The 14,113-nt window shown below is 54.9% G+C and carries 17 protein-coding genes; 4 read left to right on the forward strand and 13 right to left on the reverse strand.

Annotation, left to right across the window (positions count from 1 at the left end):
* Positions 1–8: 8 nt before the first annotated feature.
* The 4 genes from AFK62_RS04350 to AFK62_RS04365 all read right to left on the reverse strand — a co-directional run bounded on the left by AFK62_RS04350 (position 9) and on the right by AFK62_RS04365 (position 2,052).
* Positions 9–452, reverse strand: coding sequence for a lysozyme inhibitor LprI family protein (locus AFK62_RS04350; RefSeq protein WP_007669894.1), 444 nt, complete (start codon positions 450–452; stop codon positions 9–11).
* Positions 453–595: 143 nt separating this feature from the next.
* Positions 596–1,039 carry a lysozyme inhibitor LprI family protein gene (locus AFK62_RS04355; RefSeq protein WP_007669890.1) on the reverse strand — a complete coding sequence of 148 codons (444 nt, stop codon included), beginning with the start codon at positions 1,037–1,039 and terminating at the stop codon, positions 596–598.
* 64 nt (positions 1,040–1,103) lie between these two features.
* Positions 1,104–1,565, reverse strand: coding sequence for a lysozyme inhibitor LprI family protein (locus tag AFK62_RS04360; RefSeq protein ID WP_007669887.1), 462 nt, complete (start codon positions 1,563–1,565; stop codon positions 1,104–1,106).
* Positions 1,566–1,608: 43 nt separating this feature from the next.
* Complete coding sequence (locus tag AFK62_RS04365; protein ID WP_007669884.1) at positions 1,609–2,052, reverse strand: lysozyme inhibitor LprI family protein; 444 nt, start codon at positions 2,050–2,052, stop codon at positions 1,609–1,611.
* 350 nt (positions 2,053–2,402) lie between these two features.
* Here AFK62_RS04365 and AFK62_RS22765 point away from each other — a divergent pair, with 350 nt between their 5' ends.
* From AFK62_RS22765 to AFK62_RS04385, 3 genes are all read left to right on the forward strand, one after another.
* Positions 2,403–2,684 carry a hypothetical protein gene (locus AFK62_RS22765; RefSeq protein ID WP_032984245.1) on the forward strand — a complete coding sequence of 94 codons (282 nt, stop codon included), beginning with the start codon at positions 2,403–2,405 and terminating at the stop codon, positions 2,682–2,684.
* A 275-nt stretch (positions 2,685–2,959) separates the two neighbouring features.
* Positions 2,960–3,334, forward strand: coding sequence for a putative T6SS immunity periplasmic lipoprotein (locus AFK62_RS22770; RefSeq protein WP_007669878.1), 375 nt, complete (start codon positions 2,960–2,962; stop codon positions 3,332–3,334).
* Between the two features lie 113 nt (positions 3,335–3,447).
* Positions 3,448–3,729 (forward strand): hypothetical protein, encoded by a 282-nt coding sequence (locus tag AFK62_RS04385; RefSeq protein WP_007669876.1) that lies wholly within the window; start codon positions 3,448–3,450, stop codon positions 3,727–3,729.
* A 9-nt stretch (positions 3,730–3,738) separates the two neighbouring features.
* Here AFK62_RS04385 and pepT read toward each other — a convergent pair whose 3' ends face one another.
* Complete coding sequence (gene pepT, locus AFK62_RS04390) at positions 3,739–4,968, reverse strand: peptidase T (protein WP_032984249.1); 1,230 nt, start codon at positions 4,966–4,968, stop codon at positions 3,739–3,741.
* Positions 4,969–5,085: 117 nt separating this feature from the next.
* Here pepT and AFK62_RS04395 point away from each other — a divergent pair, with 117 nt between their 5' ends.
* On the forward strand, positions 5,086–6,681 hold the full coding sequence (locus AFK62_RS04395) for an ABC transporter substrate-binding protein (RefSeq protein ID WP_053531734.1): 1,596 nt from the start codon (positions 5,086–5,088) through the stop codon (positions 6,679–6,681).
* Between the two features lie 38 nt (positions 6,682–6,719).
* Here the strand turns inward: AFK62_RS04395 and AFK62_RS04400 are convergent, their stop codons facing one another.
* The 8 genes from AFK62_RS04400 to pqqB form a co-directional block, all read right to left on the reverse strand.
* A complete protein-coding gene (locus tag AFK62_RS04400) occupies positions 6,720–7,175 on the reverse strand; it encodes a DUF3828 domain-containing protein (protein WP_007669870.1) in 456 nt (151 codons plus the stop codon).
* A 55-nt stretch (positions 7,176–7,230) separates the two neighbouring features.
* Positions 7,231–7,662, reverse strand: a complete 432-nt coding sequence (locus AFK62_RS20845) for a lysozyme inhibitor LprI family protein (protein ID WP_032984244.1) — start codon at positions 7,660–7,662, stop codon at positions 7,231–7,233.
* On the reverse strand, positions 7,659–8,585 hold the full coding sequence (locus tag AFK62_RS04410) for a peptidoglycan-binding protein (protein WP_129232738.1): 927 nt from the start codon (positions 8,583–8,585) through the stop codon (positions 7,659–7,661). The genes AFK62_RS20845 and AFK62_RS04410 overlap by 4 nt, the downstream gene beginning before the upstream one ends.
* Positions 8,586–8,846: 261 nt before the next feature.
* The gene (pqqF, locus tag AFK62_RS04415) at positions 8,847–10,994 is read right to left on the reverse strand and encodes a pyrroloquinoline quinone biosynthesis protein PqqF (protein ID WP_053531735.1); all 2,148 of its coding nucleotides are present in this window, start codon (positions 10,992–10,994) and stop codon (positions 8,847–8,849) included.
* Positions 10,991–12,127, reverse strand: coding sequence for a pyrroloquinoline quinone biosynthesis protein PqqE (gene pqqE, locus AFK62_RS04420; protein WP_007680231.1), 1,137 nt, complete (start codon positions 12,125–12,127; stop codon positions 10,991–10,993). The genes pqqF and pqqE overlap by 4 nt, the downstream gene beginning before the upstream one ends.
* The gene (pqqD, locus tag AFK62_RS04425; protein ID WP_007680228.1) at positions 12,120–12,398 is read right to left on the reverse strand and encodes a pyrroloquinoline quinone biosynthesis peptide chaperone PqqD; all 279 of its coding nucleotides are present in this window, start codon (positions 12,396–12,398) and stop codon (positions 12,120–12,122) included. Before pqqD ends, pqqE begins: the two co-directional genes overlap by 8 nt.
* Complete coding sequence (gene pqqC / locus AFK62_RS04430) at positions 12,398–13,153, reverse strand: pyrroloquinoline-quinone synthase PqqC (RefSeq protein ID WP_007680226.1); 756 nt, start codon at positions 13,151–13,153, stop codon at positions 12,398–12,400. Before pqqC ends, pqqD begins: the two co-directional genes overlap by 1 nt.
* 8 nt (positions 13,154–13,161) lie before the next feature.
* On the reverse strand, positions 13,162–14,070 hold the full coding sequence (pqqB, locus tag AFK62_RS04435; RefSeq protein ID WP_007680224.1) for a pyrroloquinoline quinone biosynthesis protein PqqB: 909 nt from the start codon (positions 14,068–14,070) through the stop codon (positions 13,162–13,164).
* Positions 14,071–14,113 lie beyond the last annotated feature (43 nt).

A 14,113-nucleotide genomic window follows, 5' to 3' on the forward strand; every position in this document is an offset into this window, starting at 1 on the left:
AAAACCTTTTATTCCATGCTCGTTATGTGAAGCATCTGTATTTCTTTAATACGCTGTCTGTTCATATTGATGTTACAGGCCGTGGCGGCATTTCCCAGGTAGTGCGTGCTCGCTGCTTCTGCCACTGCAACGCCGCAATAATCATCACGATATTTGAGCCATTCGGCCTGGCTTCTTTTGAATAATTCAATCATCCGTTTTTTGCGGTCTTGATCACCCATCCACCATTGGGTGTAGTCGAAGTTTTCCATTTCCTTAAGCTTATCCGCATAAGCCTTGTTGAGCGCCCTGGTGGATTTATCATCAATATCGCCTAAGCATTCGCTGTTCTCATCGCCATATTGTTCTTCGCAGGCTTTCACTTCATCGTTTCGCGTTACGTTTGTTGTTTGAACTGCCAGCGAAGCGTGGCTGACCAGCAACACAGAAATGATAAAAACGATTTTTTTCATCGCGGTAATTCCTTTACTTTTATCCTTTAGCATGAACCCCGAATACCGCCATTTTACGCGCGTAGCCGCCATTAACCGGTGTCTCTTTAGGATAAAAATCTTGTTACCCTGCCAGACGCGTTGCCACTGTTAGTCTTGGTTCTTTACCGTTTCATCTCAACCACTGTCAACCGTATTTCTTTGATGCGGCGTTTGTTCATATTGATGTTACAACCTACAGATGCCGCACCAAGAAAGTGAGTACCCTGCGCTGCGGTAGTCGCTACGTCGCAGTAACCGTCCCGGTAGGTCAGCCAGTCACGCTGGCTTTTGCGAAAGGCCTCCATCATCCGTTTTTTACGGTCTTTATCGCCCATCCACCATTTGGTGTAATCAACACGCTCCAGCGATTTAAGCTTCGTCTCATACGCCTTTTTGAGTTCGGCTTCGGTTTTATCGTTGAGATCTTCCAGACACTCGCTACTGAATTCATAATAATTATCCAGGCACTGGTCGACGGCGTTATCCGCGGTAATGTCTTTCTGATCGGCAGCCATTAACGTGTGGCTGATTAAAAGCGTGGAAACCAGGAAGACAATTTTTTTCATTCGGTAGTCCTTTACTTTCATCCTTTATCCCCGCGTTACATGCAGTCTGTAGAGGGCATAATTATCAGGGATTTAGTCCGTACATACTTTCAATCTCATGCAGCCGTGCATGATTCATGTCGATAACGCACTGAGTCTCAAGGTCGTACTGCGTGGGTGCCCATTCCCCCACAAGAGAAGCGCGCGCCGCGCAGAATGCCTCTCTGGATTGCAGCCAGAGCGCCTGTGAGCGCGCAAACCTTTCATGGAAGACAGCGCTCATTGTCACGCCCCCAAAATCGTTTAATTTGAAGGGATTGTCATAATTTTTATCAATCACTTTATAGAGCCGTTCAATGCCTTTATTGAGCGCCTCATCCGAACGCTCTCTCGCCTGCGCTTTGCATTCTGACTGGTTTTTTCCGTCTTCTGCATATTCCGGTAGAGAAAAGCAGGGAGCTAATTCTTTACCAAACTGAAAAGAAACGGCCTGTGCGGTAGCGGGAATAAAAGGCACCACGATGAGAAGTGCCGTTATTAACTTCATCTTTTTATCAGGCTCCGTTGGGGGCGCGTTCAGGTATAATCCTTCACCGTGTCGTCTCAACCACTGTCAACTGTATCTCTTTGATGCGCCGTTTATTCATATTGATGGTACAGCCTGTCCACGCCGCACCAATAAAATGCGTTTCCTGCTCGCCGATGGTCGCTACCTCGCAGTAACTATCCCGGTAGGTCAACCAGTCACGCTGGCTTTTGCGAAAGGCCTCCATCATCCGTTTTTTACGGTCTTCATCGCCCATCCACCATTTGGTGTAATCAACACGTTCCAGCGATTTGAGCTTTGTCTCATACGCCTTTTTTAGTTCGGCTTCGGTTTGATCATTGAGATCTTCCAGACATTCGCTGCTGAATTCGTAATACTTATCCAGACACTGGTCGACGACGTTATCAGCGGTAATGTCTTTTTCATCTGCCGCCAGCGAACCGTGGCTGACCAGCAGCAAAGAAATGATAAAGGCTATTTTTTTCATTGCAGTAATCCCTTACTTTTAGCATTTTTCCTTTAATGTGAGCGAACCACTTTTCAGCTACAAATGAAACGATGAGTCACGCTCTTTCTTCTCTACGATAGTTTCCCCACAAGCAGTATTAAAAGCAATGCGTAATTTTATATGACAAAATGTTGTGATAATGACTACTGGTAACGCCCTTTTTACTAATAACAGTTCTTGTTACGTGTTCGTCTGAAGCAAATTCTGAAATGTTATTTTTTCAATAAATTTAAAAGAAAAGGCATTTATTATAAGTTCAGAACTTCATGATGATAAAAGGAATGCTGTAAGCGGGATGTTACAGCAGTACGTTATAAAAGGTATTTGCTATGAAAAAGGAAAATCAAGGTGCTCAGGAAGGGAAGTTACGTCTCATAACAGCGGGTGAGATTGCAATGGCCAAAAGGGTCTATGGTTATGCTATTACCTGGTCCAGGGTCTGGATACATTATGACAGCTATCTCCCTTTCGGTTTGCAAAATAAATTTACGGCAATGGCGCCGAATGGCGAGATTTGGTTCAGAGAGCCATTTTACCGGGCGGATTATTCTGTTCCTCAGGTCGATACGCTACTGAAGCACACATTTATCCATGAATTGGCACATGTGTGACAGCGTGAACATGGTATGTGGGTCAGAATGCGAGGGTTATTTAGCTGGGCCGTTGATTATCATTACCGGTTGGATAGAAACACATTGGTCGAGTATAGTCTTGAACAACAAGCTTCCATTATCGCTGACTACTGGCTACTGATTGTTAAAGGATTTGGGGAATGGAATTTTCAGCGACAGGAAATTCCCGGTCGGTTTTGCAAATATCGTGGGCTTGACAGACCACAAGATCTTATCGGCTTGTACGAAAAAATCATTTACGGAAGAAAGCGCTCATGATTCGTTTAAGCCTATGTACATCAGTATTATTCTTTATGCTGGCAGGCTGTGTCACGTTACCGCCGAGGCTTACGGCCAGCGTGACCGCGGTCAGTGGCAATATCTGCATCCGCGTACCGGCACAACAGGGCGAAAGGCTCGACTGGATGGAGATCATGGAAAGCGCTAAGCCCTCCAGCACGATTATTCATTTTGATGTTGCTAACCCGGTTTGGGTTTCCGCCGAAGAGTGTTTACCCGTTAAAGGGTTTCACTTTGTCGCAGGAAAATCTTACACGGTGCTGATTGCGACCATTATTAACGCGAAAGAAGCGCGCCAGTACGAATCAACATTTGAAACGGGGCAAGGGTTGGCTGTCATTCAGCAATAATCGGACATGCAGGCTCTGTATGACATGGTGAAACACCATGACGGCTAAGCCACAGCAACCTGGCATCGTATAACGGGGTCAGTAACCCGATAAGTTTTGGATGGCCTGCAACAGTGATCACGCAATACGAAGCCCTGCGCATCGCAAAAGCCTGTGCGAAACAGTATCGCTTAAGCTGGAATGAGAAAAACCTGACGGTAACGAAAGGCCCGTTTGATGAAACGCCCTGTTTTATCGTTTCGACGCTTGACGACGGTATGGCAGAAACCGGCTCGTGGATGGATTTTGTCTTTTCGATGCCGGTGCGTTTTTATATTGATGCATTAAACGGCACGTTTTTGGGGTATGAAGCAGGCAATCGCGGCGTGAACCGGGTCAAGCCTGCGTCATCTTAAGTCCAGAAGTTACCCCGCCGCCAGCAAACAGATCTTCAGCGCCACGTTATACGACGCCTCAAACGATTTCACCGGCAGGAACTCAAACCGTGAATGGAAGTTATGCGCGCCGGTAAAGAAGTTCGGCGTTAATAATCCCTTCGCGGAAAGCGCCGCGCCGTCGGTGCCGCCGCGCATCGGGATGGTTTTCGGTTGTATATCGAGCGCCTCCAGCGCCTGATAAATCAGGTCAATCGGGCGGCGGTCATCGCCAATCGCGTTGCTGATATTGCTGTAAACGTCGCTGATGGTGATGTCCACTTTCGCGGTCGGGTGCGCGGCGGCAATATTGCGCGCCACGTCATGCAGCTGCTGTTTGCGACGCTCAAAAGCCTGAAGGTCGAAATCACGGATGCTCGCGTTCAGCGTCGCGCTGTTCTGGCTTGCCTGCATGCCGTTAAACCACACATAACCCTCACGCCCGGCGGTGTGCTCCGGCGTCTCCTGGCGGTCGAAGTGGCTGATAAAATCGGTCGCCATCAGCAGCGGGTTCACCAGCACGCCTTTCGAGGCCATCGGATGCGCCGTCACGCCGGTAAAGCGGATCTCCGCCTGCGCCGCGTTAAAGTTCTCATACACCACTTCGCCCAGCTCGCAGCAGTCGATGGTATAGGCGAAATCCACGTCAAAGCGTGCAAGATCCAGCGCCTTCGCGCCGCGCAGGCCAATCTCTTCATCCGGCACAAACGCCACCACGATATCGCCGTGACGCATCTGCGGCGTCAGGTTCTCCAGCAGCGTCATCACTACCGTCACCGCCGCTTTATTATCCGCGCCGAGCACACTGGTACCGTCGCTGAAAATAATCTCTTCGTTCAGGTAGGCTTTTATTTCCGGACGCTCGTTCACCCGCAGCCAGATATCTTCTTTCGCGTTCAGACAGAGATCTTCACCGGTAAACGTGAGGATTTGTGGATGAATCTCCGGCGACAGCCCGACGTCCACGGTGTCGGTATGCGTGATAAAACCGATGCGCGGCGCGCCCGGCACCGTGCCCTTTTTCACCGCGGTAACGGTCGCGTGCTCATCAATAACAATCTGTTCAAGGCCCAGGGTTTGCAGCTCTTCGGCGAGGGCGCGGGCCATCTCATGCTGGCCTGGCGTGCTGGGCAGGGTAGTGGCGGACGCATCACTCTGGCTGGTGATTGCCAGGTAGCGAAAAAAGCGACGGGTTAATTGACTACCGAGCGTTGATGGCATGGTGGATCCTTCTTTATTTGTGTTATCAGGTGTTTGCGTTGTGCTTTTAATGTTATTGATGAAGTGACGAAGAATCAGAATCCTTTGGCACGAAATAAAAAACATAAAGGAATTACGATGATTAGCAAGCACACGATTCATGCGCTGGCGCTCGCCGCCCTGACGACCAGTGCCGCCGCGGGCGCGAGTACGCTGGTCTATTGCTCTGAAGGCTCGCCGGAAAACTTTAACCCGCAGCTTTACACCTCTGGCACCAGCGTGGATGCCAGCGCTGTGCCGGTCTATAACCGGCTCGTCGATTTTAAAACCGGCACCACCGAACTCGTGCCGAGCCTCGCCGAACGCTGGGAGGTGAGCGACGATGGCAAAACGTACACCTTTCATCTGCGCAAGGGCGTGAAATTTCAGAGCAACAAATATTTCAAGCCAACGCGCGATTTCAACGCGGACGACGTCATCTTCTCGTTTATGCGCCAGAAGGACCCGAAACACCCTTATCACAATGTCTCGAACGGTAACTACTCCAACTTTGAAAGCCTGGAATTTGGCAAGCTCATTACGGCTATCGATAAAGTGGATGACCACACCGTGCGCTTTACGCTCGCCCACCCCGAGGCGCCGTTCGTGGCCGATCTTGGCTGGTATTTCGCGTCTATTTTGTCAGCGGAATATGCCGACGCGATGCTGAAAGCCGGCACGCCAGAGCGCGTGGACATGGACCCAATCGGCACCGGGCCGTTTAAGCTCGCGCAGTACCAGAAAGACTCACGCATTCTGTTCACCGCGTTTGATCAGTACTGGCAGGGCAAAGCGAAGCTCGACCGGCTGGTGTTCAGCATCACGCCCGATGCTTCAGTGCGCTACGCCAAGCTTGAGAAAAATGAGTGTCAGGTGATGCCCTTCCCGAATCCGGCGGATCTGCCGCGCATGAAGCAAAACCCGGATCTTACCCTGATGAGCAAATCGGGGCTGAATACAGGGTTCCTCGCGTTCAACACCCAGAAACCGCCGCTCGATAACGTCAAAGTGCGCCAGGCGCTGGCAATGGCCATCAACAAGCCTGCCATCATCAATGCTGTTTTCCAGGGCACCGGGACAGCGGCGAAAAACCTGCTGCCGCCGGGCGTCTGGAGCGCGGATCAGGGTTTAAAAGATTATGACTATGCGCCGGAACAGGCCAAAGCGCTGCTGAAAGAAGCCGGTATGCCGGAGGGCTTTAGTATCGATCTCTGGGCAATGCCGGTGCAGCGGCCCTACAATCCGAACGCCAAACGCATGGCGGAGATGATCCAGGCCGACTGGGCCAAAATCGGCGTCAAAGCGCATGTCGTCACGTATGAATGGGGCGAATATTTAAAACGCGTGAAAGGCGGCGAACATCAGGCGGCGCTGATGGGCTGGACGACCGCCACCGGCGACCCGGATAACTTCTTCGGCCCGCTCTTTACCTGCCAGTCCGCCAACGGCGGCTCGAACTCCGCGAAGTGGTGCTACGCGCCGTTCGATAAGCTCATCAGCGAGGCGAAAGCCACCAGCGATCGCCCGACGCGCGAAACGCTCTACCGTCAGGCGCAGCAGATGATGCACGATCAAATGCCCGCAGTGATGATAGCCCACTCGACGATTTTCGAGCCGGTACGCAAAAACGTCACCGGCTATGAAGTCGATCCGTTCGGCAAACATATTTTTTATCAGGTGGATCTTAAAAAATAAGGCGGGAAACCGCCTCTGCGGAGGCGGTTTTAAAACGGCTAAGGGTGAGGGAGATTACGGGAGAATGCCACACTCGCCACCGAATGCACTTTCCAGACATTCCCTTCTTCAACCATGCAATCAATCACGATGTGATCCTGTTTTTTGCCAAACGCGATATAGACATTATTGCATGCCGCATCCGCATCGCTGGCGACGGCGGTGATCTGCTGCCAGTCATCGCCCACGCCCTGCGCCTTAATAAACATATCTACGTCCGGGACGTCATAGTCATTCGGATCTAAGGCTGCCTGCGCTTTAAGTTTTTGAAGGGTGCCGGCGGTGACATAGCGGCTTAGCCCGGCGTAATCGGTCAGAGGCGCTTTGCCGCGTGCAACCTGCTCGATGTACCACTGATTAAACTGTACGGCGGCCGTAACGGGGGCCGGTACATCGTTCGCGGCTGCCAGTGAAACCAGCGGCCAGAGTAAGGCCATAAAGAGGCGATTTGTCATATTCGTTTCTTAAACACGCTTCCTTTTTAAATTTACCCAATCAACAAAGCCCCCTTTATTCTGCCGGGGCTGGCTGAATGGCCGATAACGCTTTTTCCCGTTCGCTATTCATATTTATGATGCAACTCAGCATATTCTCGCTGAAAGCATGGGTTCCTTGATCGGCAGTTGTCACCAGTCCGCAATAGTCGTCCCGGTACGACAGCCATGCCGCCTGATTTTTCTTAAGCGTGGCAATCATCTGGTCTTTTTGCGCCTGTGAGCCTCTCCACCATCGGGTAAAATCGAATGCGTTAATCTCGCTGAGTTTTGCTTCAAAAGCTTTCTTTAATGCTTGCTGAGAACGATCGTTTAGCGTACCCAGGCATTCATCACTGTTTTCACCATACTGTTTTATGCAGCGCTCAACGGCCGGGTGGTGAAGAGGGGTCGCAGCGGCTGTTATACATAGCGAGCATAAGCTGATTAAAAATAAGAATCTTTTCACTGAAGATACCTCAACCTTAGGGCCAGTCTTTGAGAGTCTTTTTTCTGATAAATGTCATTGCGAAGATAGTCTATAATACCATTTCTGCTTTGATCTTTAGCTATAATTATTGCCATTTCTTTCGCGGTGTTATTCCCCTGGTAAATTGTGTCTACAAATACGTCGCGAATCCTTAACTCTATCTGTTCCCAGCGAAGAGCATTTTTTATATCAGCAGCGCTACGTTCATAAATATTTTTTGCATAGTCCTTTTTCTCCTTATAAGATAATTCAAAAAGCCGTATTTGTTGTTGATGTGTTATCTCACCGACCAATGGTCCGTAAAGCTCAATAAAAGAAGAGGCTTTTTTACCAGATAAAAAGGAGGCTTTAGCACAAATCTGCGATTTGTATTCTTCAATCCCAGCCTGACTTAACGTAAATAATATTTCTCCTGCGCTTCTCTTTTTCATATCATAGCCTCGGCCTATCGTTACACCTGAGCTAATGGCTGGATGATGTAATATACGAGAAAAGCAAGGCATACGAGTTGGCTGTCGGAAAGGATCAACGGCAGTAATATAATCTACGCCTTCATAATCAAACGTAAGTTGTCCTTCTCTTACTGACAATATCCCGTTGCTTGTATGGTTTCGTCTCAAAGAAGAAGCATTCTCCATAGCTTCAAGGAACCAAATATCAGTGGGATTAACCAGGCCGGTAACAGAAATATTCAAAAGCCGCTGATACCATCGAATAGCCTCTATAGTGTCAGCAGAGCATTTACCATCACTCTTTATATTACGGCCAGTGTTCCGACTGTAACCCGCCTCAATAATGCTTTTTTGAATCTTTGCAACATCCTCGCGGTTATTTGTACCACATGCGCCGACAGAATCAGTTAATCTAAAAATACGTGGTTTATGATGATGGCTCACTGTTATTCCCTGTGTGAATTATATAACTTAAAAATATGCTGATTATATTTTATAATGATATTTACAATGAGAATGAATTTGTCATTCTATATAATATTTTCATTATATTAATTTCAATCACAATCTTTCTGATTCTATTTTGGCTATTTTATTAAGTAAGTTCATGACAAAGATCAATTATCAAAGAATAATTAAACAGGTTTAACTTATTCTCATCGGTGAAGTGTTTTTTTGGGGGGGGAATATATTATTCAGAATTATGCTAAGTTATCGCTCCGCACCTTCCCCCGACACACTTCCCACCCAGGCCTGCGACATCACATCGCGCCAGGCTTCACCCTGGCGTTCAAAAAACGCGGCGGTCTCACGTAACAGCGCATCGGGCGTAAGGTGCGGCGACTGTAACAGCGCCAGCAGCCCTTCGTAGCCCGCGCAGGCGTGCCACTGGCACTGCGCCACGTAACCGATGTTCTGGTCCACGCGCATATGCTGAAAAAACGGCGCGTGGAGCGCGGCGGCGGCCGTGCGCTGCGAAGATGGCAGCGGCACAAACAGCAGCAGGGCGCTGTCGGGCCCGGCGGCGGGCAGCGTAAAGCGGCGCGGCGTGGGCAGCGGGCGCGGCGGCGCCGGGGTGACGAGCGGGAAGGGGAAATCGCTTAAGCGGCGCGCGAGGGCGTCGTGCAGGAGCGGGCCGCCGCCCTCAAGCGTCGCCTGCCACGCCTGCGTACCCGGAACGTGCGTGGCCATCCGCAGTTCGCGGGGCAGCTGCGCCAGCAGGCGGCGCACCGCGATGGCCTGGCTCTCCTGCGCCTGCGCGCGCTGCGCCAGCCGTTCAGCTTCGGCGGTGTAGCGCTCATCCGGCTCCCACAGGTACGTCATCATCTCCGTAAGGATAGTGATAACCAGCGGCTCGCTGCCGGAAAGCGCGATGCGCCAGCGCCCGTCCGCCAGCCCCACCTGCAGCGCGCCGCCGTCGAGGCGCGCCCGGTCGCACAGCGGGCGCAGGCGCGAGAGGAGCTCCATGCCGCGACGCTCGCTGACGACGGTGCCCGGCGCGGGCGTAAGCGTCAGTGCAACCGTTTCAGCGCCGGGCTGCCACGCGAGCGGCGCGCAGTCGCCCGGCAGCGCCACGGCGAGTGCGGGTGGGAAGACCGGCGCGGGGGAAAATTCAGTGTTTACAGGCAGGGCGTCGTGCGTGGCCGGAAACGCCCCGAGCATCAACCTCAGCCCCTGTGTCTTGACCGGCGCGCCGTTGACGTCCGGAGCCAGCCATAGCCGCGTCGGGCGCTGCGCCCGGAGTGCTGCCAGCAGCGCAGGCAGCGCCTTTGCCTCCACCGGCGGCAGGCCGAACGCGTGGGCGCGCAGAGTGTCCATCGGCCCCAGCGCGGCGAAATCCTCATCGGCGAGCCGTCGCAGCGGCGACAGCGCGCCCTCCGGCAGCGCGGCGAGGGCGGCCAGCCAGCGGTGAAACAGCGCGTCCACGCGGGCCGGGTTTATCGTCTCGTCCGCGAGCGTGAAGGCGAGACGCAGCCAGAGCGTGGCGTCGTCCAGCGCGTCGGCCTCAAGCGTGGCGTCATCGGCGAGCGCCTGCTCGCGCAGCGCCGCCATCAGCCCGCCGGGCGCTTCGCTGTGAAGGGCATGCGCCAGCAGACGCAGAGCAGGGCGCACGTCAGCCGGCAGTAAAAAGCTCAGTTCCAGCTGCGCAAACCCTGGCTGGGCGAGCGCGCCCGAGCCGCCCGTGCGGGCGTTAATGGCCAGCGGCGCGGCCACGCCAGGCGGGATACGCGCGGCAGCCTCGCGGGCCAGCGTTTCGAGCTCATTCAGCGGCTGCGGGCCGCAGAGAAAGAGGTGCAGATTCGCGGCGTGATAGTGCTGCTCATGAAATGCGCTTAACGCCGCACGCAGCCGCGGGGCATCGTCGCCGAACGCCGCCTGATGACCGATGCGCAGGCGCGTCAGCCGCGCATCGCCCGCCGTTAAGGCCAGCAACGCCGCCTCGCGCCGGGTGGCGGCATCCTGCGCCAGCAGCCGGTACTCGGCGTCAATCACCGCTGTCTCCTGCATCAGCGCCCCGGGCGACAGGCGCGGGGTGACCAGCATATCGGTGAGACGCGAAAGCCCGGGCTTAAGCGCCTGCGCAGGCGCTTCGAAGAAAAACGCGGTCTGGCACAGGCGGGTGGAGGCATTCAGCCGCCCGCCGTGCGCGGGCACCCAGCGCATCAGACGTTCGTCCTCCGGGTAGCCCTGGCTTTCGCGAAAGAGCATATGCTCCAGCAGGTGCGCAAGCCCCGGCCAGGCGTCTGGCTCATGCAGGCTGCCGGCGTTCACGCGCCACAGCGCCGCCGCCTGGGTGGCCTGCGGCTGGTGGATAAGCGTGAGCGTGACGCCGCTGGCGTGCCGGAGAGTGCGCATCATTGCGGCGTTTTAAAGATGAGTTGCGAGTTGGCGCGGTTGCGAAAACGCAGATCGCTAATACCCATCTGCGTGCGGTTGGCCGCCTCGCGCGCGGCGAGGATGGTGCCGTGGTGCGGCGATTTGCTGCACACCGGGTCGGCGTTGGCCGCATCGCCGGTCAGCATAAACGCCTGGCAGCGGCAGCCGCCGAAATCCTGCTCTTTCTCCGGGCAGGAGCGGCACGGCTCCGGCATCCAGTCGTTGCCGCGATAGCAGTTAAAGCCGAAGGATTCATACCAGATATGCGACAGGCTGTGCTCCAGCACCGAGGGAAACTTCACCGGCAGCTGGCGCGCGCTGTGGCATGGCAACGCGGTGCCTTCCGGCGTGACGGAGAGGAAAATCGCGCCCCAGCCGCCCATGCAGCCTTTCGGGCGCTCTTCGTAATAATCCGGCGTCACAAACAGCAGGTTCGCGAGATTGCCGGTGTCGGCCATCTTCTCGCGATAGCGCTTCACTACCGCCTCGGCGCGAGCAATCTGTTCACGCGTTGGCAGCAGCCCTTCGCGGTTCAGGTGCGCCCAGCCGTAGAACTGGCAGGTAGCAAGCTCGACATCGTCCGCCTCAAGCTGAATAGACAGCGCAATAATTCGGTCGATCTGGTCGATGTTATGGCGGTGCAGCACGAAGTTAAGCACCATCGGGTAGCCGAGCGCTTTCACCGCTTTTGCCATCGCGAGCTTCTGGTGAAACGCTTTCTCATTGCCCGCGAGCGCCGCGTTCAGCGTCTCGTCGCTTGCCTGGAAGCTTATCTGGATGTGATCGAGCCCGGCGTCGGCGAAGGTCTGGAGCTTTTTCTCGGTAAGTCCAATGCCGGAGGTGATGAGATTGGTATAAAACCCCATCCCGCGTGCCGCGGCGATAAGCTCCGGCAGATCCTTACGCACCAGCGGCTCGCCGCCGGAGAATCCAAGCTGCACCGCGCCCATGGCGCGCGCCTGGCGAAACACCTCTATCCACTGCGCCGTGGTGAGTTCATTCTCCTGGGCGGCGAAGTCGAGCGGGTTCGAGCAATACGGGCATTGCAGCGGGCAGCGGTAGGTCAGTTCCGCCAGCAGCCACAGTGGCGGGTTCACCGGTTTCGCGTCACTCACGGAAAATCACCCATTTTTGTTGGTACGCCAGGCCCAGAAAGCCCAGCACGTCGTCGGTGAGCGAGCCCGCCTCCGGGAAGCGCGCTTCCAGCGCATCAATCATCGCGCCGGCGCTCTGCTGACCGTCCACCAGTTGCAGGATAGCGGCGGCGCTCTCGTTGAGTTTCGCCATGCCTTCCGGGTAGAGGATCACATGGGTGTTCTGCGCTTCTTCCCATTGCAGGCGGTAGCCGCGGCGAAATTGCGGAATGTGATGACGTTCAGGCTGCATCAGACCAGTCTCCGTTTGTGCCACACCGGCTCGCGGGTGACGGTGTGATATGGGGCTCTGTCCAGCGTGTAGGCCATCGTCATGGCATCCAGCATGCTCCAGAGGATGTCGAGCTTAAACTGTAAAATCTCAAGCATCCGCTGTTGGCGCTCCAGCGTATTGCAGTACTCCAGCGCAAGCGACAGCCCGTGTTCCACGTCGCGGCGCGCCTGGCTTAAGCGGCTGCGGAAATAGTCATAGCCTTCTGCTTCAATCCAGGTGTAGTGCTGCGGCCAGCTGTCGAGACGCGCCTGATGAATTTGCGGGGCGAAGAGTTCGGTGAGCGAACTGCACGCGGCTTCTTCCCAGCAGGCGCGGCGGGCGAAGTTCACATACGCATCTACCGCAAAGCGCACGCCCGGCAGGACGCGCTCCTCCGAGAGTAGCGACTCGCGCGACAGCCCGACCGCTTCGCCAAGACGCAGCCAGGCTTCGATACCGCCTTCGCTGCCGTCGAAACCATCATGATCCAGAATGCGCTGCACCCACTGGCGGCGCACATCCGGGTGCGGACAGTTCGCCATAATGGCGGCGTCCTTGATGGGAATACTGGTCTGGTAGTAAAACCGGTTCGCCACCCAGCCCTGGATCTGCTCGCGGGTCGCCTCGCCGTTATGCATGGCGATGTGATAAGGGTGGTGAATATGATAAAACGCGCCTTTAGCGCGCAGCGCCGCTTCGAACTCGTCGGGCGTCAGCAGTCGTTGCTCGGTCATAAAGCCTCTTATAGCGCGATAACCATCCCGTCGTGGCTCACCTCAATGCCCTGCTGGTGCAGGGACTGGCGCTCCGCCGAGTCCTCGTTGAGGATAGGGTTGGTGTTATTAATATGGATAAGAATTTTGCGCTCTGCGGGCAGACGCGCCAGCAGCGCCGCCAGCCCCTGTTCTTCAGAAAGCGCCAGATGGCCCATCGCTTTGCCGGTATTCTGGCCGACGCCTGCGGCAGCAAGCTCATTGTCGCGCCACAGGGTGCCGTCAATCAGCAGCACGTCGGCGCGCTCAAGCCACGGCATAATGGCGTCATCCGGCTCGCCAAGCCCTGGCGCGTAGAGCAGGCGCTTACCGCCTTCCTCTTCAATAAACAGCGCCACGTTATGGCCCGGCAGCGGACGGTCGCGGTAAGGCGAGTAGGGCGGCGCGTTGCTTAGCAGCGGAATGGCGGTGAAATGCACCCCCGGACAGACCCGGACCTGAAAGCGCGCCAGCGGCGCGATAGGGTGATGAATCAGCCCGCCATTCCAGTGGGAAAGCATCGGGAAGACCGGAAAACCGGTGCTGAGATCCTCATGCACTTCCGGCGTACACCAGACGTGGTGTGGGCAGCCTTCACGTAAATTGAGTAATCCCGCGCTGTGGTCTATCTGGCTGTCGGTGAGAATAATCGCGCCGATGCCGGTGCCGCGCAGCACCCCAGGATTATGCAATTCGGGTGAGGCGAGAAGCTGGTGGCAAATATCGGGCGAGACGTTGCACAGCACCCAGTTTTTACCGTCGTCGCTCACGGCGATGGAGGACTGGGTACGCCTGGAGGTTTTCATCGTGCCGTTACGCACGCCCTGGCAGTTGGCGCAGTTGCAGTTCCACTGAGGGAAACCGCCGCCCGCCGCCGAGCCGAGAACTTTGATCTGCATGTGTCAAACCGGAAAGGATAAAAGAGAAAAGGTGCCCGCATGA

This window comes from Cronobacter condimenti 1330 (assembly GCF_001277255.1).
Lineage (GTDB): Bacteria > Pseudomonadota > Gammaproteobacteria > Enterobacterales > Enterobacteriaceae > Cronobacter > Cronobacter condimenti.